The sequence below is a fragment of the Micromonospora sp. NPDC049171 genome, from assembly GCF_040648275.1.
Taxonomy (GTDB): Bacteria; Actinomycetota; Actinomycetes; order Mycobacteriales; family Micromonosporaceae; genus Micromonospora.
Window position 1 is genome coordinate 13,684 of the sequence record NZ_JBEZDJ010000006.1, and the last position, 22,339, is coordinate 36,022.

Sequence of the window (22,339 nt, forward strand, 5' to 3'; positions counted from 1 at the left end):
GGCAACTGCCGGTCCGGAGGTGCCGAACGGGCTGCGGCCGTCGGGGTCGGATGACCAGGACGCCGTGATTCATACCTCAGCTCACCACCGGCACGAAGATGGCCAGCAACAGGTATGCGGTCGGCACCGCGAACAGGATCGAGTCCAGTCGGTCCATCAGGCCGCCGTGACCGGGCAGCAGGTTGCTCATGTCCTTGACACCGAGATCCCGCTTGATCATCGACTCGGCCAGGTCGCCGAGGACCGCCGCGCAGGAGACGGCCACCCCGAACAGGGCACCCCACCAGGGGGCCACCTCGAACATCAGCCACAGCAGCAGTGCGCTGCCCAGGGCCGCGGCGGTGACCGAGCCGGCGAAACCCTCCCAGGACTTCTTCGGGCTGATCGACGGCGCCATCGGGTGTCGACCGAAGGAGACGCCTGCCGCGTACCCGCCGGTGTCGGAGAGGACCACCGCGATCAGGGTGGCCAGGATCCGCATCCAACCGTCGTCGGGGGCCGCCGCGAGCAGCGCCGCGAAACCCGCGAGGAACGGCACGTAGACGGCGATCAGGGTGGCCGCGGTGACATCCCGCTGGAAGCCGGCCGGACCGTCACCCAGCCGCCAGATCATGGTGCCCAGCACGGTGACCAGCAGCCCCAGACTGAGCGCGTCCGGGCCGGCGAACCAGGCCAGGCCCACGGTCAGCACACCACCGGCGAGCAACGGCACCAGCGGCGGGTGCGCGCCGCTGCGCCGGACCGCCCGAGCCATCTCCCAACTGCCGACGGCGACGGCGGCGGCGATCACCGGCAGGAACGCCAACGGGTAGAAGATCAGCGGCACCACGATCAGCGCACCGAGGCCGAGCCCGACCCCGATCGCCGCCGGGAGGTTGCGGCCGGCCCGCCCGTTGCCCAACTGCTGGGTGGCCGGCCGGTCGGCGCTGGCCCGACGCCGGCCCTTCGACCGTCGACCGGACGGCGGCTCCGGCTCGGTCGGCGGCTCCGGGTCCGGTGCCACCTCGGCCCCGATGGGCGCGAGCTGCGCGGTCGGGTAGCCGGCGTCGTCGTCGTAGCTGGCCGGACCGTCGAACGCTTGCGGACCGTCGGGCCGGCCGGAATCGTCGTGCCAGCCGGGCTCGTCGAGCCGCCCGGTCCCGTCGTGCCAGCCGGGCCCGTCCTGCCGCTCCGGGCCACCGCGGTGGGTCGGGGCGCTGTCCGGACCGGCGGGCGCACGATCGCCGTACCGGCCGGCGCGGCCCCGGTCGTCGTACCTGTCGGGTTGGCTCCGGTCGTCGAACCGGTCGGGTTGGGTCCGGTCCTCGAACCGGTCGGGCTGGTTCCGGTCGTCCTCGAACCGGTCGCGGTCGTCAAAACGATCGTGCCGGTCGCGGTCGTCGAAGCGGTCCCGGTCGTCCGGGCGGACCGCGCGGCCACGCTCGTCGTACGGGTGCGTCGGGTGCGGGTCGGCGTGCGGCCGGGTGTGTGGGTCGGCGTACAGCTCAGGGCCGACGGCCGGACGGCGGGGCCGTTGGCCGGCCTCCAGGTCCTGGTCCGGCCAGGGCAGCGCCACGGGGCGCTCGGGACGGTCCCAGCCGCGAGGCTCGCTGCCGTAGGGGTCGGGGTGGGACATCACGCACCGCGACGCGGCACGAGAACCACCACATGACGCAAGACCACAAGCATCCCCTACACGCGCGATGTTCCTCCGATTGACCGCCCCGACGGTCGGTCGATTCCCGGTGTTCACCGCCCGGTGGCCGGGAATCCTGCCGAGCCTACTGCACCCGCCGGACCGGCACGGCGGACGAGGCACGGCGACGGGCGTCGCCCCTGGCCGGCGGGCCGTCGCGGACCGAAACAGACCCATCCGGTACGCGGATCCGCAGCCATCGATCCGACTCGCTCGCTGCCCGATCAGGTACAGAGCCGGGCCCGCCCGTCGTGGTCCGCTGGGGCCGCGCCGGTCTCCGCCGACGCGACCACGGGGAAAGGGCACGCACATGTACAAGATCAGTCTGGCGGTGCTGGCGGCCGCGGCCATCGTCCTCGGAGCAGGGGCACCAGCCGCCGCGACCACCGCGCCGACCAGGATCACCATCGATCGGCACGCCAGCGAACTGTTCCCGTTCGAGCCGCCCGTCGGTGAGCCGGGTGTGACGTACCCGGCGACCACCGTCACCGCGACCGGCCGGCACTGCCCGGCCGGCATCGTGCTCATGTCGGCCTCGCTGGTGCAGGACGGCCTGCCGACCCTCTGGGCCACCGCGGGCCACGGCGCCGGTGAGATCCTCTGCGACGGCGGCACGGTCGAGCTCGCGATGGCCTTCGCCCGGATCACGCCGGCAGTCCACCCCGGTCGCGCCACCGCCCACTTCTCGCTGCGCGACGCGACCACCAACGAGGAGTTCGCCGCGAGCACCAGGACCGTCTGGATTCCCTGCTGAGATACGACACGAGGCCCGTTCCCGGTGTCGGGAACGGGCCTCGAAGCATGGTTCAGACCTCGAGCAGTTCGGTTTCCTTGTGCTTCACCAGGTCGTCGATGTTGGCCACGTAGCGCTGGGTCAGGTCGTCGAGTTCCTTCTCGGCGCGGCGACCGTCGTCCTCGCCGGCCTCGCCGTCCTTGACGATCCGGTCCAGCTCCTCCTTGCCACGGCGGCGGACGTTGCGGATGGCCACCTTGGCCTCCTCGCCCTTGTGCCGGGCCACCTTGATCATGTCGCGGCGGCGCTCCTCGGTCATCTGCGGGAGCAGGATGCGCAGCTGGTTGCCCTCGTTGTTTGGGTTCACCCCGAGGTCCGAGTCGCGGATCGCCTTCTCCATCGCATTGATCTGCGAGTTGTCGTACGGCTTGATGATCGCCATCCGCGGCTCGGGGACCGCGATCGACGCCATCTGGGTCAGCGGCGTGGGCGTGCCGTAGTAGTCGATGATGACCTTGGAGAACATGGCGGCGTTGGCGCGACCGGTACGGATGGCGCCGAACTCCTCCTTGGCGTGCTCAACCGCACGCTCCATCTTTTCCTCGGCCTCGAGGAGGGTGTCGTCGATCACCGGTCTCCTCGCCTCCTTCTGTGCTCGTGGTGGGCTCTGCTGAAAGTCGTCAGACCCGCTGCTGCCGTCGCCGTCGGCGGGGCTCAGGCGGTGATCAGGGTGCCGATCTTGTCGCCACCCACCGCGCGGATGATGGTGTCGTCACCCTGCGCGCCGAAGACCAGCATCGGCAGGCCGTTCTCCATGCAGAGGCTGAACGCCGCCGCGTCGGCCACCCGCAGGTTGCGGCGCAGCGCCTCGGAGAAGGTGATCGAGTCGAGCTTGCTGGCGGTGGGGTCGATCCGCGGGTCGGCGGTGTAGACGCCGTCCACGCCGTTCTTGCTCATCAGCACCACGTCGGCCCGGATCTCCAGAGCCCGCTGGGCGGCCACCGTGTCGGTGGAGAAGTACGGCATGCCCGCGCCCGCACCGAAGATGACCACACGGCCCTTCTCCAGGTGCCGGATCGCCCGCAGTGGGATGTACGGTTCGGCGACCTGGGCCATGGTGATGGCGCTCTGCACCCGGGTCTCGATGCCTTCCTTCTCCAGGAAGTCCTGCAACGCGAGGCAGTTCATCACGGTGCCGAGCATGCCCATGTAGTCGGCGCGGGCCCGGTCCATGCCCCGCTTCTGCAGCTCCGCGCCGCGGAAGAAGTTGCCGCCCCCGACCACCACGGAGACCTGCACGCCGCGGCGGACCACGGTGGCGATCTGCCGGGCGATGGCCTGGACAACGTCCGGGTCGACGCCGATCGCGCCGCCGCCGAACACCTCACCGGAGAGCTTCAGCACCACCCGGCGGGCGCGCCCCGGCGGTGGTGCCGTCGGATCGTCCATCGCCAGCGTCCGGTCACTCACAACCTGCGTCATCCGCCCCGCCCTTCCCCACGCGCACGCCCCGTGCGGCGCGTACCGCGAACCTGCCGCTGCCGACCCTATGTGACGAGGAGGCCGCGGTGCCTGTCACGTACACCGGCGGCCTCCTCGTTGACGTCTCCTGCCCACGGGCGCACGCGGCGCCCGGTGACGGCTCAGGCCTGGCCGACCTCGAACCGCACGAAGCGGGTGACCTCGATGCCGGCCTCGGCCAGCAGCTGCTTCACCGACTTCTTGTTGTCGGCCACGGACGCCTGCTCGATCAGGACGTAGTCCTTGAAGAAGGAGTTCACCCGACCCTCGATGATCTTCGGCAGGGCCGCCTCGGGCTTGTTCTCCTCGCGGGCGGTCTGCTCGGCGATGCGCCGCTCGGACTCGACGACCTCGGCCGGAACCTCGTCCCGGGTGAGGTACTTCGGCCGCATCGCGGCGATCTGCATGGCCACACCACGGGCGTCGGCGTCGCCCGCCTCGTCGGTCTTGCCGGTGTACGACACCAGCACACCAACGGCCGGCGGCAGGTCCTGGGCCTTGCGGTGCAGGTAGACGGCGGTGGTGCCCTCGACCTTGGCGAACCGGTTGAGCACCAACTTCTCGCCGATCTTGGCGGACTGCTCCTGGATCAGGTCCGCGACGACCTTGCCGTCGAGCTCGGTGGCGAGCAGCTCCTCGGCGGAGTTCACGCCGGCGCGCTCGCCGTGCTCGACCAGCTGCTGAGCCAGCGCGATGAACGACTCGGTCTTCGCGACGAAGTCGGTCTCGCAGTTGAGCTCGAGCAGCGCCTTGCCGGAGTGGGCGACCAGGCCGTTGGCGGCCGTACGGCCGGCCCGCTTGCCGACGTCCTTGGCGCCCTTGACGCGCAGGATCTCGATGGCCTTGTCGAAGTCGCCCTCGGCCTCGGTCAGCGCCTTCTTGCTGTCCATCATGCCGGCGCCGGTGAGGTCGCGGAGCTTCTTGACGTCCGCGGCGGTGATTTGGGACATGGCTCTCTCTTCGGTGTTGAGACGGCGTGTGGATGGTCAGAGGTGCCGGTTACCCGGATCCGGGCGGATCGTGCCCGGCGTACCGTCGCTGCCCGCCGTTCGCGAAAACGGACGGCGGGGCAGCGACGGTGCGATCACTCCGCGGTGGCGGCCGCCGGCTGCTCGGTGGTGGCCTGCGCCGGCTGCTCCGGGGTGGCGGGCTGCTCGGCGGCGGCAGCGGCCGGCTGCTCGGCCGGGGCGGCCGACTCGTCGGCCTTCTTCGGCTCGAGCAGCTCGCGCTCCCACTCGGTCAGCGGCTCGTCGGTCGCGACACCCTCGGGCTTCTCGTCGTTGCCCCGGCGACGGCCGGAACGCGCGATCAGACCATCCGCCACGGCAGCGGCGACGACCTTGGTCAGCAGCTCGGCCGACCGGATCGCGTCGTCGTTACCCGGGATCGGGAAGTCGACCTCGTCCGGGTCACAGTTGGTGTCGAGCACCGCGATCACCGGGATGCCCAGCTTGCGGGCCTCGTCGACGGCGATGTGCTCCTTCTTGGTGTCGACGATCCAGACCGCGGCGGGAAGCTTCTGCATGTCCCGCAGACCACCCAGGGTGCGGGTCAGCTTGATCTTCTCGCGGGAGAGCTGCAGGGTCTCCTTCTTGGTGTAACCGGCGGCGGTGCCGCTGAGGTCACCCAGGCCCTCCAGCTCCTTCATCCGCTGGAGCCGCTTGTACACCGTCTGGAAGTTGGTCAGCATGCCACCGAGCCAGCGGTGGTTGACGTACGGCTGGCCGACCCGGGTCGCCTGCTCGGCGATCGCTTCCTGGGCCTGCTTCTTGGTGCCGACGAACAGGATGCTGCCACCCTCGGCGACGGTCCCACGCACGAACTCGTACGCCTTCTCGATGTACTCGAGGGTCTGGCGCAGGTCGATGATGTAGATGCCGTTGCGCTCGGTCATGATGAAGCGCTTCATCTTCGGGTTCCAGCGCCGGGTCTGGTGCCCGAAGTGGACACCGCTCTCCAGCAGCTGGCGCATGGTCACGACGGCCATGGTTGGGGTACTCCTCAAGATCCCTGGTTGTCACGCCCGGCCGGTGGCCGGGCGTCCTGGCGCCTGGTCGCCGACCCATGGTGGACCCGATCAAGATCGGGACCAGGGAGGCCGTCGCTCCACGACGATTCGTGAAGAGGGCGCGCGAGGTCGACCGCACAAGGCGGTCGCCAGTTGGCCAGTGTACGCCCCTCACCCGCCCACCCGCCCCGGGGTGCGCCGGTGTGCGCAGGTCTGTCGGGTGGACGCGGCGGTCCACCGACGCGGCGGCGTCGCGCGGCGTCCGGCGTCCGGCGTCGCGCGGCACGGCGTCCGGCGCGGCACGGCGTCCGGCGCGGCACGGCACGGCGTCCGCCGTCCGGCGCGGCATCCAGCGCGCGGCACGGCATCCAGCGCGCACGCGCGGCGCTGATCGGCGCGGCACCCCGCGATGATCGACTCGGTTTCCTGAAAACCGGTGCCTCAAACCGACCAGGACACCGCGACTTCATGAAAACCGAGTCGATCAAGGCGTGGGCACGGGACATCGCGCCCCGGGCGTGGCGGCGGGACACCGGGCGCAGGGCGAGACACCGGGCGCAGGGCGAGACACCGGGCGCTGCGCATCACACATCGGACGCAGGGCGGGACACGCGAGGCGAGGCACGCCAGGCGCGAGACGCGCCAGGCGTGAGACGCGCCAGGCGTGAGACGCGCCGGAAGGCCTGGCCCGCCGGGCGACGGTGCTGGCGGAGACGGGGTGGTCCGCGGTGCCAGGTCAGCCGGCGGCGAGCGCGGCGGCGAGGAAGAGCACCAGACCGACGGTCAGGTATGCCGTGGGCGGACGCAGCCAGCCTCGACCACCGTCGGCGAGCGCCAGACCTCCGGTTCGTAGCCCGTACAGCCCGGTCGCGAAGATCGGCAGCCCGGCAACCAGGGCGATACCCACCACGACGTTGCCGGCGTCCACCGGGTCGCCGGTCACGCCCGCCAGCAGCACCCGCAGCGCAGGAATCTCGAAGATCAACACCAGTAGGGCGAAGAGTACGGCCAACACCGGCCGGCGGGTCCGGTAGACGCCGTCAGTCACCGGGGCGTACGCCGGCTGCTCCGCAGCGGACAGGTCGGGGCGCGGGCCGATCCCCGGCATCGGGCCGGTCGGCATCTCCAGCGGGTGCGGCGTGTCGCCGGCCCGGGTCGGCTCGACGATCGGGTACCCACCGAGCGGAGCGGGACGAGCCTGCTCGGCGGGCACACCGCCCGGCGGGACGACCGCGGACGTGGTGTCGCGGGCGGCCTCCGGCGCGGGGGTGATCGGCGGGGCAGCGGCCGACTCCCGAGCGGCCCGGCGACCGGGCAACTCGCCGGAGATCTCCGAGGGGTCCCGGTCCGCCCTCCGGGCGCGGGTCGCCCGGTAGCCCTCGGTCTCCGGCCGCCCGTCCCCCAACGGGTCGATCGCACCAAACCGCCCAGACTCTGGTTCGGGCGTGCCGAATCGCACGGGTGGGGCGCCCACCGCCCCAAAGCGACCCGAGTCCGGCTCCGACGTGCCGAAACGACCCGAGTCCGATTCCGGCATGCCGCCGAAACGACCAGCGTCCACCGCGCTCAGCCGACCCGACTCGGACTCCGGTGTACCGCCGAAACGACCTGCGTCGACCGCGCCGAAGCGGCCGGAGTCCGGCTCCCGGCGTCGGCCGACGCCGGTGTCCTCGAGGGAACGGCCCTCGTCGGTGCCACGCTGCTCGGGGACCTCACCGTCCCGGTACCGCGATTCGCCCGTGCCGCGCCACTCCGACTCGCCGTAGTCGCGACCCCGCTCGTCGGGGTACCAGCGCGACTCCTGATCTTCCGGAAAGCTCCGTCGTCCGTCCACGTCAGGCACCGTATGCGACCGGCTTCGCCCGCGCCATTTCGCCCCGGCTCGGTCGGCGCCGGTCGCCCGCGAGGGACGCCGTAGCACAGCGCGGGCATGATCGTCCGGTTGTCCACAGAGCACCCGTTGTCCACAGCTGGGCCGTCGTCGGGCTAGCCGCGCGGGCACCCGGGCGGGCACCGTGCCGGCCATGACGAAGCGGAACCAGGCGGTCGGCGCGTACGGCGAGCGGTGCGCCGCCCGGCACCTGACCGAGGCGGGTCTGCGCCCGATCGCCCGAAACTGGCGCTGCCCGGCCGGCGAGATCGACATCATCGCGTGGGACGGGCCGGTGCTCGCCTTCTGCGAGGTGAAGACCCGGCGGAGCGACGACTTCGGCACCCCGGCCGAGGCGGTCGTGCCGGCAAAGGCCCGCCGGCTGCGTGGGCTCGCCGCGCGCTGGCTGACCGAGACCGGCACGACCGCCGACGAGGTGCGTTTCGACGTGCTTTCGGTGCGGCTGCCCGACGCCGGCCCGGCGCAGGTGGATCACCTCAAGGGTGCGTTCTGACATGCGCGGGGAAGGATCGGTGACGCGGCCGTGAGCTACGCGAAGGTGCTCTGCGTCGGGCTGGTCGGGGTCACCGGCCACCTGGTCGAGGTCGAGGCTGACCTGGCCGCCGGCCTACCGGCAGTGTTGATCTCCGGTCTGCCGGACACCGCCCTGCACGAGGCCCGCGACCGCGTCCGCGCGGCCGTGGTCAACTCCGGCCAGCGCTGGCCCAACCGGCGGATCACCCTCAATCTGTTGCCCGCCACGCTGCCGAAATTCGGCTCGGCGTTCGATCTGGCCATCGCCGCGGCTCTCCTGGGGGGCTCGGGTGAGTTGCCGCTGCTCCCCCTGGAGGGGGTGGTGGTCCTCGGCGAGTTGGGGCTGGACGGCACGGTGCGGCCGGTGCGCGGCGTACTCCCGATGGTCGCCGCCGCAGCCCAGGCCGGCGTCGGGCGGGTCATCGTCCCGGTCGGCAACGCCGCCGAGGCCGCGGTCATCCCGGGGGTACGCGTGCGAGCGGTGGACACCCTGCACCGGCTGGTCGCCTTCGTTCGGGACGGTACCCCGCTGATCGAACCGCCGGAGGCCACCCCGACACCGGTCGTCGACGGGCCGGATCTCGCCGAGGTCGCCGGGCAACAGATGGGCCGGCGCGCGTTGGAGGTCGCCGCGGCCGGCGGGCACCACGTGGCGCTGCTCGGGCCGCCGGGCGCCGGCAAGACGATGCTCGCCGAACGACTACCGTCGGTCCTGCCCGAGTTGGACGACGAGGCGGCGTTGGAGGTCACCGCCCTGCACTCGGTCGCCGGGCTGCTGCCACCGGGCGGTCGGTTGCTGCGCCGTCCGCCATTCCAGGCGCCGCACCACACCGCGACCGTGCCCTCGCTGGTCGGTGGCGGCTCGGGGTTGGCCCGTCCCGGCGCGGTGTCGTTGGCGCATCGCGGCGTGCTCTTCCTCGACGAGGCCCCCGAGTTCAGCAAGGGTGCGTTGGAGGCGCTGCGCCAACCGTTGGAACACGGCCGCATCCAACTGACCCGCAGCGGGGGCGGCACGGTCTACCCGGCCCGGACCCAGTTGGTGCTGGCCGCCAACCCTTGCCCGTGTGCGAAACCGTCAGGTGACGCGCACTGTGAGTGCAGCCCGCTGGCCCGCCGCCGCTACCTCGGCCGGCTCTCCGGGCCACTGCTCGACCGGATCGACGTACAGGTGCGGTTGATGCCGGTGACGGCGGCGGAGTTGCTGGCACCCGCCGACGGCGTCGAGTCCTCGGCGACGGTTGCCGCCCGGGTGTCGGCGGCCCGGCAGGCGGCGGCCGCCCGCTGGGCCGGCCTCGGCCGGCGGCTCAACGCCGAGGTGGAAGGCCCACATCTGCGCCGACCGCCGTGGCGGCTGCCCGCCCGCGTCACGGCCGAGTTGCGTGGCCGGCTCGACTCCGGCTCGCTGTCGGCGCGCGGCTTCGACCGGGTGATCCGGATGGCCTGGACCATCGCTGACCTGGACGGTCGGGACCGACCAGATCTGGACGACGTCCGGGAGTCGCTTCAACTACGGACGGGAGAGGCGACGTGAGCGCCGATGACGAGCACAGGCTGGCTCGGGTCGCCCTGACCTGGCTGGCCGAGCCGGGCACCCGCGTGGTGCACCGACTGGTCGAACGGCACGGCCCGGTGGCGACGCTGGATCTGCTGCTCGACGGCGGCAGCCCGGACGGTTGGCTGCACACCACGGTTGCCGCACGCTCGGCGGCCGGCGACGCGCGGGCGGTGGCGGCGGAGGCCCTGGAGCGGGCAACCCGACTGGGTGCCCGACTGGTCACGCCGGACGACGAGGAGTGGCCGGCCCGGGTCGACGGCTTGGCCACGCTGCGTCTGCCGGACGTCAGCCGCCGGGTGGACGGTGAGACCGCCCCACCGCTCTGCTTCTGGGTACGCGGGAGTTGGCCGCTCGGCGAAGCCCTGGATCGCTCGGTGGCCGTGGTGGGTGCGCGGGCTGCCACCGGCTACGGCCAGCACGTCGCAACCCAACTGGGATACGGGCTGGCCGAACGGGACTGGACTGTCGTCTCCGGCGGCGCGTTCGGCATCGACGCCGCCGCGCACCGGGGTGCCCTCAACGCTGGCGGGCTGACCGTGGCGGTGCTCGCTTGTGGGGTGGACCGGCCGTATCCGATGGGCAACACCGCGCTCTTCGACCGGATCGCCGACACCGGGCTGTTGGTCAGTGAGTGGGTGCCGGGCGCCGAACCACTGCGACCCCGGTTCCTGATCCGCAACCGAGTGATCGCCGGAGGCACCGTGGGCACCGTTGTGGTGGAGGCGTCAGCGCGCAGCGGTGCGACGCAGACCGCTCGGCGGGCGATCTACACCGGTCGAGTGGCCATGGTGGTGCCGGGGCCGGTGACATCGGCGATGTCCGTCGGCGCGCACGAGTTGCTCCGCGAGCACCCCGACAAGGTTCGGCTGGTCACCGGGGTGGCGCACGTGCTGGAGGAGGTGGGTCGGATCGGCGCGGACCTGGCCCCGCTGGCGCGCGGGCCCCAGCGACCTGCCGACGCGCTCGACGACGACGCGCGGTCAGTGATCGAGGCGTTGCCCCGCCGAGGTGCGATGGGTGTGGACCGACTCGCTGCCCGCGCCGGCGTCGACGTCCGGACGGCGTTGCGCAAGCTGTCCCTGCTGGAGGAGCTGTCCATGGTGGTCCGTCGCGACGACGGCTACGCCCTCGCCCCGCCCGCCAAACCGAAGCGTGCGACGGCGGCAACAGCGGCGGAGACGTCAGTGCCGACCTAGCGCCGCAGGTGGGTGCACCACGGCAGATCGGGTCGGGGTCCGCGTCCGGACGCGCGGAGGCGGTCGGCACGCGGAAGCGGTCGCGCACGGGAACGATCGCAGGCGGAGGCAAGCGGCACGCGAAGACGGTCGGCACGCGAAGACGGTCGGCACGCGGAGGTTGCTCGGGGCCTCGGCCAAGCGCTCGTGCCGGTACTGTGCGCGCTCATGGGTGCTATCAAGCCGTGGCATATCGCTGTCCTGTGCTGTCTCGTCACGTCGGTGGCACTCATTGGCGGCTTGGTGGCGCTCCTGGTCAAGAGGGGCAACCGCCGGTAGCCAGGGGCGACGAACACCGATATCGGGTGGCAGGTGACAGGCGACGATCGGCCGTAGGCTGGTGCCGTGCCAGCTGTCAGTGAGGGTGCCGGGGCCGATGAGCCGGCCAGTACGCGGGCGCGAGAACGATGAGCCGGTCCGACCGGGGCACCCGGGCCCTGCACCAGGCACTGCCGCCAGCGTTGCGCGACGCGGTCGACGACTTCGCCGAGCACCTGTCCCGGGTGCGTAACCGGTCGGCGCACACCGTCCGCGCGTACGTCACGGATCTCGTCTCGCTGCTCGACCACGCCGTGCGGATGGGCTGCGTCGACCTCGCCGACCTGGACCTGTCGGTGCTGCGGAGTTGGTTGGCGCGTCAGCGCACCACGGGCGCTGCCCGCACGTCGTTGGCCCGCCGGGCCGCGTCGGCGCGGGCGTTCAGCGCCTGGGCGCACCGCGCCGGGCTGCTCCCCGCCGACGTGGGCGCCGCGCTGGCCAGCCCCCGCGCGCACCGGGAGCTACCCACCGTCCTGCGCGCCGACCAGGCCGCCGCTCTGGTCGAGGCACCGGCGCGGCGGACACCGTCCAGCAACCCGCCGCCCACGGACCTACCACGCGCACACCCAGCACACACCAACCCAGCACACCCGGACCCAGGCCCGGCGGACCCGGCGCGCCTGGACCCGACGGGGGCAGGACCAGCACACACAGACCCGACACAAACGGACCCAGCGCGCACAGGGCCAGCACACGCGGACCCCGCACGCACGGACCCCGCAATCGGGCCGACGTCGGCCGCCACGGTGGACGCCGGCACGGGAGATGCGGCCGCCGAGGCGGTGTCGCTGCGCGACCGGGTGCTGCTGGAACTGCTCTACGCGACCGGGGTACGGGTCAGCGAGGCGTGCGGGTTGGACGTCGGCGACGTCGACCATGGCCGGCGGGTGATCCGGGTGTTCGGCAAGGGCGGACGGGAGCGCTCGGTGCCGTACGGAGTGCCCGCGCAACGGGCGCTGGACGAGTGGCTGCGCCAGGGCCGTCCGGCGTTGGTAGGCAGCCGCTCCGGCGACGCGCTGTTGCTCGGTGCCCGGGGCGGGCGGCTCAACCCGACGACCGCGCGTCAGATCGTCGGTGGCCACGCCGAGGCGACCGGCCTACCCTGGACCAGCCCGCACGGTCTGCGCCACTCCGCGGCAACCCACCTCCTCGAAGGTGGTGCGGATCTGCGCGCCGTACAGGAACTGCTGGGCCATTCGTCGCTGGCCAGCACCCAGATCTACACGCACGTCTCGGTCGAGCGCCTACGCGCCGCGTACCGCCAGGCACACCCACGCGCCTGACGCCGAGTGGCAACGCGCTGTGCACCGGCAGGCCCGCCCCCTCGCCCGGTCAAGCGCCGGGGGCGAGCACGCCCGACGGTTACGATCATCAGGTGAGCGTCCCGCAACCCCCTGAGCCGATCCCGGGCGCCCGTCTGCTCTTCTCCCTGGACCCAGCGGTCAGCCATCTCAACCACGGCTCGTTCGGCGCGGTCCCGATCGGCGTGCAGCGAGCCCAGCAGCGGCTGCGCGACGAGATGGAGGCAAACCCCCTGCGCTTCTTCACGCAGGGGCTGGTCGACCGGATCGGGCACACCCGCCGACACCTCGCCGGGTTCCTCGGCGCCGACCCCGACGGCAGCGCCCTGGTGGGCAACACCACCACCGGCGTCGCCGTGGTGCTCCAGTCGCTGGGGCTGCGACCGGGCGACGAGGTGCTCAGCACCGACCACGGGTACGGGGCGGTGAGCCTGGCCATTCAGCGGGAGTGCCGTCGCACCGGGGCGGTCAGCCGGGTCCTGCCGATCCCGCTGGACGCCACCGACGAGCAGATCGTGCAGATCGTCCGCGCCGGCCTGCGCCCCGGACGGACCCGCCTGATGGTCGTCGACCAGCTCACCTCGGCCACCGCCAAGCTCTTTCCGACCGCCGCCATCGTCGGGGTGTGCCACGAGCAGGGCGTGCCGGTCCTGGTGGACGCCGCACACGCCCCCGGAATGCTGGCCACGACGGTGAGCAGCATCGGGGCCGACTTCTGGGCGGGCAACCTGCACAAGTGGGCGTACGCCCCACGCGGCACCGCCCTGCTGGTGGTGGCCCCGCAGTGGCGGGACCGGATCGAACCACTAGTGGTCTCCTGGGAGCAGGAGTCGGGTTTCCCGGCCCGGATCGAATGGCAGGCGACTCTCGACTACACCTCCTGGCTGGCCGCGCCGGCGGGCCTGTTCACGTTGCGCAGCCTCGGTGTCGACCGGGTACGCGAGCACAACGCCGCACTCGCCGCGTACGGCCAGCGGGTGGTGGGGGACGCGCTGGGGGTGCCCCCCGCTCAACTGCCTGCCCCCGGCGGGCCGGGGGTGGCTCTGCGCCTCATTCCGTTGCCGGCCGGCACGGCCCTCAGCATCGACGCGGCGCGGGCGTTGCAGACGCGGATCGGTGCGCGGCTCGCCGCCGAGGTGGCGGTGATGAGCTGGAACGGCCGGGGTTGGCTGCGGCTCGCCGGGCAGGTCTACAACACCGCCGACGAGTACGAGAGGTTGGCCGCACGGCTGCCGGCGCTGCTCGCTCAACGCTGACCGGACGGACCGGGAGCAGTCGCACCGGGCCGAGGCCGAGCAGTGCCAGCGGGTCCAGATATTCCGTGCCCCGGCGCAGACCCCAGTGCAGGCAGGCGTCGGCCGGGCAACCCGGATGCCCGAGCAGCAACTCCCCCAGTGGTGTGCCGGCGGCGACCGGTTGACCGGGGCGTACCGCCGGTTGAACCGGCTCGTGGGTGGTCCGCAGCCCGCCGGCGTGCCCCACGGTGATCACCGGTCGGCCGGCCACCGGGCCGGCGAAGAGCACGGTGCCGGCCCCGGCGCTGTGGACCACGGCGCCGGCCGGGGCGGCCAGGTCGACACCCCGGTGGCCGGGCAGCCACGGCCGGGGCGGCGGGTCGAACCGGCGCACCGGGCGAGGTGGCCCGTCGACCGGCCAGCGGAACCGCTCGGTGCCGGCGTCCGCCGAGGCGGGCAACGAGACGGGCACCCGCGCGGCACCGGACGGTGGGCCGCCGGGCAGCGCCGCGACCAGCATGGCCAACCCGCAGAGCGGGATGGTCAGCACGAGGGGAAACGCGGCGCAGAGCAGCACGGTATGACGGATCGAGCCGACGCGCGGGGCGGACGGTGGTCGCATGACAGCAGCTTCCGACCGCCGCCGGGTCGTTTGCCAGCCCGACCGACCGAGCTGTGGACAACCGGAAGCTCTGTGGACAACCACCATCGACGCGGATGATCTGCTATGCCTCGACCATCCCCGCCGGCCGCCCGCCGGGCAGCCGCGCCGCAAGGCCGAGCAGCCGCGCCGCCGCACCGCCGACCAGCCGAGCCGCCGCACCGCCGGGTAGCCGCACCGCAAGTCCGAGCCACCGGACCGCCGGACGCCGCCGAGCCACCGAGCCGTTTTCGGGCCGCCGCGCAGGGCCTAGGCTGGGTCGCGTACGGCGGGTGCCGCCGTGTGGACCGGGGAGGCCCAGGCATGACCACTGTCGATGACCGGACGCCGACGGTGGCCGACGTGAGCGGTCCGTCGCGGCTCGCGGAGCCGGACGAGGCGATCAGCGCCGAGGAGTTGCAGCTCGCCGCCCGCAACCACGGCATCCCGTTGGAGGCGCTGCGCTACGACGTCACCCCGGCCGGGCTGCACTACCTGTTGATCCACTACGACATTCCGGAGCTCGACCCGGCGACGCACACGCTGACCATCGCCGGGGCGGCGGACCGGCCGCTGACGGTCACGCTCGCCGAGTTGCGGGAGCGGCCGCGGGTCACCCGGCAGGTGACCCTGGAGTGCGCCGGCAACGGGCGAGCCCTGCTGCACCCCCGGCCGGTGAGCCAGCCGTGGCTGGTCGAGGCGGTCGGCAACGCCGAGTGGACCGGCACCCCACTGGCACCGCTGTTGCGGGAGGCGGGCCTCGGGCCGGACGCGGTGGACGTGGTCTTCACCGGCGCCGACCACGGCGTCGAGCGCGGGGTCGAGCAGGACTACCAGCGGGCGCTGCCGGTCGCCGACGCGCTGCGCGAGGAGGTGCTGCTGGCGTACGAGATGAACGGTGCTCCGCTGCTGCCGCAGCACGGTGCGCCGCTGCGGCTGATCGTGCCGGGCTGGTACGGCATGGCGCACGTGAAGTGGCTCCACTCGGTCGAGATCCGCACCGAGCCGTTCGAGGGCTACCAGAACGCGGTCGCGTACCGGGTGCGCACCGACGCCGACGACCCGGGTGTGCCGGTCACCCGGATCGAGCCCCGTGCGCTGGTCCGTCCGCCCGGCTTCCCCGATTTCATGTCCCGCCGCCGGGTGCTGCGGCCCGGGCCCTGCACGGTGGACGGCCGGGCCTGGTCGGGGCACGCGCCGGTGGTCTCCGTGGAGGTGACCACCGACGGTGGGCGGAGCTGGGCGCAGGCCGAGCTGGACCCGGCGGGGTCTGGCGACTTCGCCTGGCGGCGCTGGCGGTACGAGTGGACGGCGACCCAGGGCCGGTACGTGCTCGGCGCGCGGGCGACCGACGCGTCCGGGCGGACCCAGCCGGTCGAGCAGCCGTGGAACCGCGGCGGCTTCGCCAACAACCTGGTGCAACGGGTCGAGGTCGTGGTGCCGGCCGAGTGACCGGCAGGTGTCACGCCACGGGTGGGGGCCCGCGGTGCGGCCGAGTGGCGGGGGCGGTCAGCCGCCGAAGCCGGAGTCGGCGGGCAGCGAGATGTCGGGCTTCTCCAGCTCCTCGACGTTGACGTCCTTGAAGGTCATCACCCGGACGTTCTTCACGAAGCGGGCCGGACGATACATGTCCCACACCCAGGCGTCGTGCATCTCGACCTCGAAGTAGACCTCGCCGTCGGAGTTGCGCACGTGCAGGTCGACCTGGTTGGCCAGGTAGAACCGACGCTCCGTCTCCACCACGTACGAGAATTGGCGGACAATGTCGCGGTACTCCCGGTAGAGCTGCAGCTCCATCTCGGTCTCGTACTTCTCGAGATCTTCCGCGCTCATCGCACTCCGCCTTCCATGGCCACATCTTCCCCCACCGGCGCCGGAGGCCGAGGCTGCTCGCCCAACGCCACGCCGACGGTACCCCCTGACGCCCCGGAGCGCTCCATCGGCTCTTCCAGGGCGTGGCCGCCGGGGCGTCGGGCGCGCGGCGGCCGTCCGTCGCGGCCGGAGACCGCGGCGACATTGACATACGAGAACCGGTGCTCCCGGCACGGCCCGTGCTCGCGCAGCGCCGCCGAGTGCTCCGGGGTGATGTAGCCCTTGTGCTCGGCGAAGCCGTACGCCGGGAACACCCCGTCCAGCTCCACCATCAGCCGGTCCCGGGTGACCTTGGCCAGCACGCTGGCCGCCGCCACGCACGCCGCCACCCGGTCGCCCTTCCACACCGCCAGCCCCGGCACGCCCAGGCCGTCCACGCCGAAGCCGTCGGTCAGCACGTACTCCGGGCGGGTGGTGAGCGAGGCGAGCGCCCGGCGCATCGCGGCCAGGTTGCACACGTGCAGCCCCCGGGCGTCGACCTCCTCGGCGGGGATGACCACCACCGAGTACGCCAGGGCGCGGTCCACCACCTCGGCGTACACGCGTTCCCGGCTGGCCGGGGTGAGCAGCTTCGAGTCGGCCAGCCCCTCGATCTCGCCGCGCCGACCCTCGGGCAAGATCGCGGCGGCGGCGACGAGCGGACCGGCGCAGGCGCCCCGGCCCGCCTCGTCGGCACCGGCGACGTGCCGGAAACCGCGCCGTTGCAGCGCCCGCTCCAAGGCGTACAGGCCGGCCTCGCGGCGGACGACGGTGCGCGGTGGGGTCAGCACGACGCCTCGTCCCGGTCGGTGGCGGTCGAGTGCCCCAGTCGGTTCAGCAGGGCGGGCAGCTCGGCGGGGTAGAACCGTTCCCCGCTGGCCGCCAGGTCGTCGGGCAGCCACCAGCGGTGGCCGGTGATGCTGCGTTGCTCGATGTCGTCGAAGCCTGCCGTGTCCACCTGCCAGGACCCCACCCGGAGGAGGAAGAAATCCTGCACCTGCCGATACCACACACCGTCGAACGGGAACTCGGTCGTGTCGGACCAGACCGGCTCGCCCAACTCGGCCGGGTCGAGCCGCAACCCGGTCTCCTCGGCCAGCTCTCGGGCCGCGCCGACCGCCGGTGCCTCCCCCGGATTGAGCCCACCGCCCGGGGTGAACCAGTAGCGGTGCTCTGGTCGTGCCGGGTCGAAGCCCTGGAACAGCAGGACCTGGCCGGCCGCGTCGACGAGCAGCACGCGGGCCGCTCGTCGAGGGGTGTAGACACGGTTGGCACTGTTCGCGCCTGCGGGGCTCGCAAGCTCACTCCTCGCGCTCACGGTCACCGCCTTAGCCTGCCAGACCGACGGCGGATCGCCCACGCCCCGTCGGGCTACGGCTTGGGAATGCCGTCGAACTGATCCGGCACCGTCAGCCAGGTGGCCCGGTTGACCGGCCAGAAGACGGTGAACGCCCGCCCGACCACGTCGTCCTCGGGGATCGTGGCCTCGGTGATGTTCTGCCCGGACTGCTGCCAGTGCTCCAGCGAGTCACCGGAGGCGGAGCGGTGGTCACCCATCACCCACAGCCGGCCCTTCGGCACGGTGATGTCGAACTCCTGGTCGGCCGGCTTGTCGCGGACCCCGTCCAGGGAGAAGATGTACGGCTCGTCGAGCGACTTGCCGTTGATCATCAGCCGTTCCTGCGGGTCGCAGCAGACCACGTGGTCGCCGGGAATTCCGATGACCCGCTTGATGAAGTCTTCGCCGTCGGGGTTGCCGCTCCACTCGATCGGAGCCTTGAAAACGATCACTTCACCGCGATGCGGCGAGCGGAAGTCGTAGACCAGTTTGTTGACCAGCACCCGATCATCGATCTTGAGAGTGTTCTCCATGGACGGGGAGGGGATGAAGAAGGTCTGCAGCACGAAGGCGCGGACCAGCACCGCGACCAGGATCGCCACACCCAGCAGGATCGGCAGCTCCTTCCAGAAGGAGCTGCGCGGCTTGTCGGTCTGCTCGTCAATCACGCCAAGGAGCCTACGTTGCCGAACTGGACGTCATCGACCGGAACGCGCGGGAACCACGTAGTGCGGCCGCCAGCGGGAGAATCAGCACCACACCGCCCTGCGGGGTCGGTCGCGCCGGGGGCTGGCCCCCGGATGCCACGCTCGGCGCGGACACGTCGTCGAACGTCGACGGCACCGGCAGCGAGTGCCACCGCGACGAGGGCCAGACCACCATGAAGGCCCGACCGATGACGTTGTCGATCGGCACCGGGCCCTGGCAGCGCGCGTCCTGCGAGACCTCACGGTGGTCGCCCATCACGAAGATCTGACCGGGCGGTACGACGACCTCGTCGAAGCGCCGGGACCGGCATTCCGACGCGTTGGGCGGCAGGTCCAGGGGAGAGTCCCGCAGGACGTACGGCTCGTTGAGCGGCGTGCCGTTGACGGTGACCCGGCCCTGGCTGTCGCAGCACTTGACCCGGTCGCCGGGAACGCCGATCACCCGCTTGATGAAGTCCTTCTCACCGGGTCGACTCACCCCGACCAGGTCGCCGACGGTCCGGGTCAGCTTGCCGACGAAGCCCGGCTCCGGCTGCTCGTCGACCTGTGGCGCCCACCGGTCGGTGCCCCGGAAGACCACCACCTCGCCGCGGATCGGGTCACGGACGTCGTAGACGACCTTGTTGACCAGCACCCGGTCATCGACGAGGAGCGTGTCCTCCATCGAGCCGGACGGGATGTAGAACGCCTGGAGCAGGAAGGTGCGGATCAGCACCGCGAGGCAGAACGCCACGACCAGCAGCAGCGGAAGCTCCTGCCAGAGCGGCATCTGCCGACGGGTGCGGCGGGCGCGGCGCCGCCACGGATCGACGGTGTCGTCATCGTCAAGCGTCTGCACCACGCCACTCCCCGGTCCACAGAAACACCACCGCCCGGGAACCTCGTCGAGGCTCCACGGGCGGTAGTGGACGGCTCCCCGCCCACATGGGCGGGCCCGCCGCCGTGCTGCGCCCGTAACAACCAGGGTAGTGCGGTCTGGTCGTTACGGCATACGCGCAGCTCGGGCGGCGTGGCGAGCGGGAAGTCAGCTGGGCTGCTTCTCCCGCTTCTCCTTGATCTTGGCCTTCTTGCCGCGCAGCTCGCGCAGGTAGTAGAGCTTGGCGCGACGCACGTCACCGCGGGTCACGATCTCGATCCGGTCGATGCCCGGGCCGTTGAGCGGGTAGGTCCGCTCGACACCGACACCGAAGCTGACCTTGCGGACCGAGAAGGTCTCGCGCAGACCGTCACCCTGGCGACGGATCACGACGCCCTGGAAGATCTGGACACGGGACCGGTTGCCCTCGACGACGCGGGCGTGCACCTTGACGGTGTCACCGGCCCGGAAGTCGGGAAGGTCGGTCCGCTTCGACTGGGCGTCAAGGGCGTCCAGGATGTTCATCGCTGCGTCCTCGTAAGGCTCACGGCGCACCGTCACTCGGTGCGCGGGTGGGTGATTCTGATCCCCGGGTGGTGGTCGGCGGGCCGACCCCGGTCGGTGATCCTCGCAGCCGCCCGCGGGCGCGGGCGGATGCGGCAACCCCTCTACTTTGCCACATCCCCCGGTGACGACTGAAACCCGGCCCGGTCCAGGGCCGCGATGTCCCGTTTGTCGAGCCGATCCGCGGGCAGCGCGGCGAGCAGGTCCGGACGGCGGGCGGCGGTCCGCAGCAGACCCTCCTCGCGCCGCCAGCGGGCGATCTTGCCGTGGTCACCGGAGCGGAGCACCTCCGGCACGTCGTGCCCACGCCAGCTCGGCGGCTTGGTGTAGATCGGCGCCTCCAGCAGCCCGTGCGCGTGCGACTCCTCGTCCAGCGAGCCCGCGTTGCCCAGCACCCCCGGCAGCAGCCGGGTGACCGCCTCCAGCATCACCAGGACCGCGACCTCCCCGCCGAAGAGCACGTAGTCACCGAGCGAGACCTCGGTGACCGGCATCCGGGTGGTGGCGTGCGCCAGCACCCGCTGGTCGATGCCCTCGTACCGGCCGCAGGCGAAGAGCAGGTGCGACTCGGCCGCCAGCTCGTATGCCATGGCCTGCGTGAACGGGGCGCCGGCCGGCGACGGCACCAGCAGCCGGGGCGGCGGGGCCTCGGCCGGCGCGAGCGCGTCCAGCGCCTCACCCCACGGCTCCGGGCGCATCACCATGCCCGGCCCGCCGCCGTAGGGGGTGTCGTCGACCGTGCGGTGCACGTCGTGGGTCCAGGCCCGCAGGTCGTGCACGGCAAGCTGGAGTACGCCGTTGGCCCGCGCCCGCCCGATCAGCGACAGGTCCAGTGGGGCGAAGTACTCCGGAAAGATCGACACGACGTCGACGCGCATGGGGGCGGTCCTAAAGGTCGAGCAGGCCGGCCGGCGGGTCGACGATCACACGGCCGCCGGCGATGTCGACCTCCGGAACGATCGCCCGGACGAACGGGATCAGCGCGGTACGCCCCTCGGGGCGCCGCAACACCAGCAGGTCCGAGGAGGGCGCGTGGTCGATCCGGGCGACCTCACCCAGTCGTTCGCCCGCCGGGGTCACCACGGCCAGGCCGACCAACTGGTGGTCGTGGAACTCCTCCGGATCGTCCGGCGGGGTCACGTCGGCGCTGTCGACCACGAGCAGGGTGCCGCGCAGCGCCTCGGCGGTGTTGCGGTCCAGGATTCCCTCGAACGCGATGAGCACCCGACCCTGGTGGAAGCGGGCCTCCTCGATGGTCAGCTCCGCGGGAAGCCGGAACGGCACCCCGGGCTCGTCCGCCGTGGCGGGAGCCGGGGGTGTCGCCCCGGGTTCGGTGCGCAGCACCGTCCCCGGGGCGAACCGTGCTTCGGGCTCGTCGGTCCGCACCTCCACGGTGACCTCACCGCGGACACCGTGCGGCTTGCCGATCCTTCCGACGACGAGCTGCATCAGTACGAGTCGACGATGTCGACGCGTACTCCGCGCCCGCCGATGGAGCCGATCACCTGGCGCAGCGCCTTGGCGGTCCGACCGGACCGACCGATCACAGTGCCGAGGTCCTCGGGGTGCACGCGGACTTCGAGCCGCTTACCCCGACGGGAATCGACCATCCGCACCCGGACGTCGTCCGGGTGGTCGACGATGCCCTTGACCAGGTGCTCCAACGCCGGACGCAGAGGCATGTCAGGCCTGCTCACCAGCGTCGGCAGCGGCCGGGGCCTCGGCCGGAGCCTCGGTCTTCGGCGCCTCGGCCGCGGCCTCGGTCTTCGGAGCCTCGGCGGCCTTGGCGGCCTTCTTGGCCGGCTTGGCCGGGGTCTCCGGGGCGAGCCCGGCGGCGGCCTTCGCCTCAGCCTCGTACGCCGCCTTGCGGTCGGCCCGCTCGGGGGCGACCAGGAGCGGCGGCGGGGCCGGCAGGCCCTTGTACTTCTGCCAGTCACCGGTCAGCTCCAGCAGCCGCTGCACCGCCTCGCTCGGCTGAGCGCCGACGGACAGCCAGTACTGGACCCGCTCCGACTTGACCTCGATGATCGAAGGGTCTTCCTTGGGCTGGTAAATCCCGACGAACTCGATCGCCCGGCCGTCGCGCTTGGTGCGCGAGTCGGCGATGACGATGCGGTACTGCGGGTTGCGGATCTTGCCCATCCGCAGGAGCCGGATCTTTACGGCCACAGTTGTTTCGCTCCTGTTGCGATCTCACCGGCCCGTATGGGCGGTGTGCATGGGTGAGCGCCGACCGGACCCGTGGGGTTGGGCCGGAGACTACTCGGTGGACTAGCGACGTGCCCGGGTTAGAGGGCGCCGGACGCGCGCCGGATACCAGCGACCTATTCTGCCAGACCCGACGCCGATCTCCCGCATCGGACCCGGACACCGCGCCGGCGGTGACCCGGAACACCT

22 protein-coding genes and 2 pseudogenes are annotated in these 22,339 nt (G+C 72.2%); 7 read left to right on the forward strand and 17 right to left on the reverse strand.

Features of this window, described 5'->3' with window-relative positions; genetic code table 11:
* Positions 1 to 76: 76 nt before the first annotated feature.
* Complete coding sequence (locus tag AB0B14_RS09400; RefSeq protein ID WP_357077896.1) at positions 77 to 1,615, reverse strand: phosphatidate cytidylyltransferase; 1,539 nt, start codon at positions 1,613 to 1,615, stop codon at positions 77 to 79.
* Positions 1,616 to 1,985: 370 nt separating this feature from the next.
* On the opposite strand from AB0B14_RS09400, the gene AB0B14_RS09405 reads away from it, so the two are divergent.
* Positions 1,986 to 2,429 carry a hypothetical protein gene (locus tag AB0B14_RS09405; RefSeq protein ID WP_357522128.1) on the forward strand — a complete coding sequence of 148 codons (444 nt, stop codon included), beginning with the start codon at positions 1,986 to 1,988 and terminating at the stop codon, positions 2,427 to 2,429.
* Positions 2,430 to 2,481: 52 nt separating this feature from the next.
* On the opposite strand, the gene frr is transcribed toward AB0B14_RS09405, so the two are convergent.
* The 5 genes and pseudogenes from frr to AB0B14_RS09430 all read right to left on the reverse strand — a co-directional run bounded on the left by frr (position 2,482) and on the right by AB0B14_RS09430 (position 7,808).
* On the reverse strand, positions 2,482 to 3,039 hold the full coding sequence (frr, locus tag AB0B14_RS09410; RefSeq protein ID WP_204943784.1) for a ribosome recycling factor: 558 nt from the start codon (positions 3,037 to 3,039) through the stop codon (positions 2,482 to 2,484).
* An 83-nt stretch (positions 3,040 to 3,122) separates the two neighbouring features.
* Complete coding sequence (gene pyrH, locus AB0B14_RS09415) at positions 3,123 to 3,890, reverse strand: UMP kinase (protein WP_238433181.1); 768 nt, start codon at positions 3,888 to 3,890, stop codon at positions 3,123 to 3,125.
* 161 nt (positions 3,891 to 4,051) lie between these two features.
* Positions 4,052 to 4,879: a translation elongation factor Ts gene (tsf, locus tag AB0B14_RS09420; protein ID WP_357077889.1), complete on the reverse strand. Its 828-nt coding sequence runs from the start codon at positions 4,877 to 4,879 to the stop codon at positions 4,052 to 4,054.
* 134 nt (positions 4,880 to 5,013) lie between these two features.
* Complete coding sequence (rpsB, locus tag AB0B14_RS09425) at positions 5,014 to 5,916, reverse strand: 30S ribosomal protein S2 (protein WP_357077885.1); 903 nt, start codon at positions 5,914 to 5,916, stop codon at positions 5,014 to 5,016.
* Positions 5,917 to 6,673: 757 nt separating this feature from the next.
* Positions 6,674 to 7,808: pseudogene (locus tag AB0B14_RS09430) on the reverse strand (hypothetical protein).
* A gap of 153 nt (positions 7,809 to 7,961) precedes the next feature.
* Between AB0B14_RS09430 and AB0B14_RS09435 the strand changes: the two are divergent.
* From AB0B14_RS09435 to AB0B14_RS09455, 5 genes are all read left to right on the forward strand, one after another.
* Positions 7,962 to 8,321 (forward strand): YraN family protein, encoded by a 360-nt coding sequence (locus AB0B14_RS09435; RefSeq protein ID WP_357522130.1) that lies wholly within the window; start codon positions 7,962 to 7,964, stop codon positions 8,319 to 8,321.
* 30 nt (positions 8,322 to 8,351) lie between these two features.
* On the forward strand, positions 8,352 to 9,872 hold the full coding sequence (locus tag AB0B14_RS09440) for a YifB family Mg chelatase-like AAA ATPase (RefSeq protein WP_357522132.1): 1,521 nt from the start codon (positions 8,352 to 8,354) through the stop codon (positions 9,870 to 9,872).
* Positions 9,869 to 11,092, forward strand: coding sequence for a DNA-processing protein DprA (locus AB0B14_RS09445; RefSeq protein ID WP_357522134.1), 1,224 nt, complete (start codon positions 9,869 to 9,871; stop codon positions 11,090 to 11,092). The genes AB0B14_RS09440 and AB0B14_RS09445 overlap by 4 nt, the downstream gene beginning before the upstream one ends.
* A gap of 446 nt (positions 11,093 to 11,538) precedes the next feature.
* Positions 11,539 to 12,732, forward strand: coding sequence for a tyrosine-type recombinase/integrase (locus AB0B14_RS09450; RefSeq protein WP_357522137.1), 1,194 nt, complete (start codon positions 11,539 to 11,541; stop codon positions 12,730 to 12,732).
* Positions 12,733 to 12,824: 92 nt separating this feature from the next.
* Positions 12,825 to 14,006: an aminotransferase class V-fold PLP-dependent enzyme gene (locus AB0B14_RS09455; protein ID WP_357522139.1), complete on the forward strand. Its 1,182-nt coding sequence runs from the start codon at positions 12,825 to 12,827 to the stop codon at positions 14,004 to 14,006.
* A gap of 7 nt (positions 14,007 to 14,013) precedes the next feature.
* Here AB0B14_RS09455 and AB0B14_RS09460 read toward each other — a convergent pair.
* A pseudogene (locus AB0B14_RS09460) lies at positions 14,014 to 14,607 on the reverse strand (M23 family metallopeptidase); the annotation flags it as partial.
* A 342-nt stretch (positions 14,608 to 14,949) separates the two neighbouring features.
* On the opposite strand from AB0B14_RS09460, the gene AB0B14_RS09465 reads away from it, so the two are divergent.
* Positions 14,950 to 16,077, forward strand: coding sequence for a sulfite oxidase (locus AB0B14_RS09465; protein WP_357522141.1), 1,128 nt, complete (start codon positions 14,950 to 14,952; stop codon positions 16,075 to 16,077).
* 57 nt (positions 16,078 to 16,134) lie between these two features.
* On the opposite strand, the gene AB0B14_RS09470 is transcribed toward AB0B14_RS09465, so the two are convergent.
* The 10 genes from AB0B14_RS09470 to rpsP form a co-directional block, all read right to left on the reverse strand.
* On the reverse strand, positions 16,135 to 16,458 hold the full coding sequence (locus tag AB0B14_RS09470) for a DUF2469 domain-containing protein (RefSeq protein ID WP_007075222.1): 324 nt from the start codon (positions 16,456 to 16,458) through the stop codon (positions 16,135 to 16,137).
* Positions 16,455 to 17,267: a ribonuclease HII gene (locus AB0B14_RS09475; RefSeq protein WP_357077864.1), complete on the reverse strand. Its 813-nt coding sequence runs from the start codon at positions 17,265 to 17,267 to the stop codon at positions 16,455 to 16,457. The genes AB0B14_RS09470 and AB0B14_RS09475 overlap by 4 nt, the downstream gene beginning before the upstream one ends.
* Positions 17,261 to 17,794, reverse strand: coding sequence for an NUDIX domain-containing protein (locus AB0B14_RS09480; RefSeq protein WP_357522143.1), 534 nt, complete (start codon positions 17,792 to 17,794; stop codon positions 17,261 to 17,263). The genes AB0B14_RS09475 and AB0B14_RS09480 overlap by 7 nt, the downstream gene beginning before the upstream one ends.
* Before the next feature lie 53 nt (positions 17,795 to 17,847).
* A complete protein-coding gene (gene lepB / locus AB0B14_RS09485; protein WP_357077861.1) occupies positions 17,848 to 18,483 on the reverse strand; it encodes a signal peptidase I in 636 nt (211 codons plus the stop codon).
* A gap of 10 nt (positions 18,484 to 18,493) precedes the next feature.
* Positions 18,494 to 19,363, reverse strand: a complete 870-nt coding sequence (gene lepB, locus AB0B14_RS09490) for a signal peptidase I (RefSeq protein ID WP_357077858.1) — start codon at positions 19,361 to 19,363, stop codon at positions 18,494 to 18,496.
* 183 nt (positions 19,364 to 19,546) lie between these two features.
* Complete coding sequence (gene rplS, locus AB0B14_RS09495; protein ID WP_007456548.1) at positions 19,547 to 19,903, reverse strand: 50S ribosomal protein L19; 357 nt, start codon at positions 19,901 to 19,903, stop codon at positions 19,547 to 19,549.
* A gap of 143 nt (positions 19,904 to 20,046) precedes the next feature.
* A complete protein-coding gene (trmD, locus tag AB0B14_RS09500; protein ID WP_357522145.1) occupies positions 20,047 to 20,820 on the reverse strand; it encodes a tRNA (guanosine(37)-N1)-methyltransferase TrmD in 774 nt (257 codons plus the stop codon).
* Positions 20,821 to 20,830: 10 nt separating this feature from the next.
* A complete protein-coding gene (gene rimM, locus AB0B14_RS09505; protein WP_357077851.1) occupies positions 20,831 to 21,391 on the reverse strand; it encodes a ribosome maturation factor RimM in 561 nt (186 codons plus the stop codon).
* Positions 21,391 to 21,624, reverse strand: a complete 234-nt coding sequence (locus AB0B14_RS09510; RefSeq protein WP_013284588.1) for an RNA-binding protein — start codon at positions 21,622 to 21,624, stop codon at positions 21,391 to 21,393. The genes rimM and AB0B14_RS09510 overlap by 1 nt, the downstream gene beginning before the upstream one ends.
* Position 21,625: 1 nt before the next feature.
* A complete protein-coding gene (gene rpsP / locus AB0B14_RS09515) occupies positions 21,626 to 22,111 on the reverse strand; it encodes a 30S ribosomal protein S16 (protein ID WP_357522147.1) in 486 nt (161 codons plus the stop codon).
* Positions 22,112 to 22,339 lie beyond the last annotated feature (228 nt).

Coding starts and splice junctions, on each gene's coding strand:
- AB0B14_RS09400 (WP_357077896.1), bottom strand. CDS start 1,615: ATGTCCCACCCCGACCCCTACGGCAGCGAGCCTCGCGGCTGGGACCGT.
- AB0B14_RS09405 (WP_357522128.1), top strand. CDS start 1,986: ATGTACAAGATCAGTCTGGCGGTGCTGGCGGCCGCGGCCATCGTCCTC.
- pyrH (WP_238433181.1), bottom strand. CDS start 3,890: ATGACGCAGGTTGTGAGTGACCGGACGCTGGCGATGGACGATCCGACG.
- tsf (WP_357077889.1), bottom strand. CDS start 4,879: ATGTCCCAAATCACCGCCGCGGACGTCAAGAAGCTCCGCGACCTCACC.
- rpsB (WP_357077885.1), bottom strand. CDS start 5,916: ATGGCCGTCGTGACCATGCGCCAGCTGCTGGAGAGCGGTGTCCACTTC.
- AB0B14_RS09435 (WP_357522130.1), top strand. CDS start 7,962: ATGACGAAGCGGAACCAGGCGGTCGGCGCGTACGGCGAGCGGTGCGCC.
- AB0B14_RS09450 (WP_357522137.1), top strand. CDS start 11,539: ATGAGCCGGTCCGACCGGGGCACCCGGGCCCTGCACCAGGCACTGCCG.
- AB0B14_RS09465 (WP_357522141.1), top strand. CDS start 14,950: ATGACCACTGTCGATGACCGGACGCCGACGGTGGCCGACGTGAGCGGT.
- AB0B14_RS09470 (WP_007075222.1), bottom strand. CDS start 16,458: ATGAGCGCGGAAGATCTCGAGAAGTACGAGACCGAGATGGAGCTGCAG.
- rplS (WP_007456548.1), bottom strand. CDS start 19,903: ATGAACATCCTGGACGCCCTTGACGCCCAGTCGAAGCGGACCGACCTT.
- trmD (WP_357522145.1), bottom strand. CDS start 20,820: ATGCGCGTCGACGTCGTGTCGATCTTTCCGGAGTACTTCGCCCCACTG.
- rimM (WP_357077851.1), bottom strand. CDS start 21,391: ATGCAGCTCGTCGTCGGAAGGATCGGCAAGCCGCACGGTGTCCGCGGT.
- AB0B14_RS09510 (WP_013284588.1), bottom strand. CDS start 21,624: ATGCCTCTGCGTCCGGCGTTGGAGCACCTGGTCAAGGGCATCGTCGAC.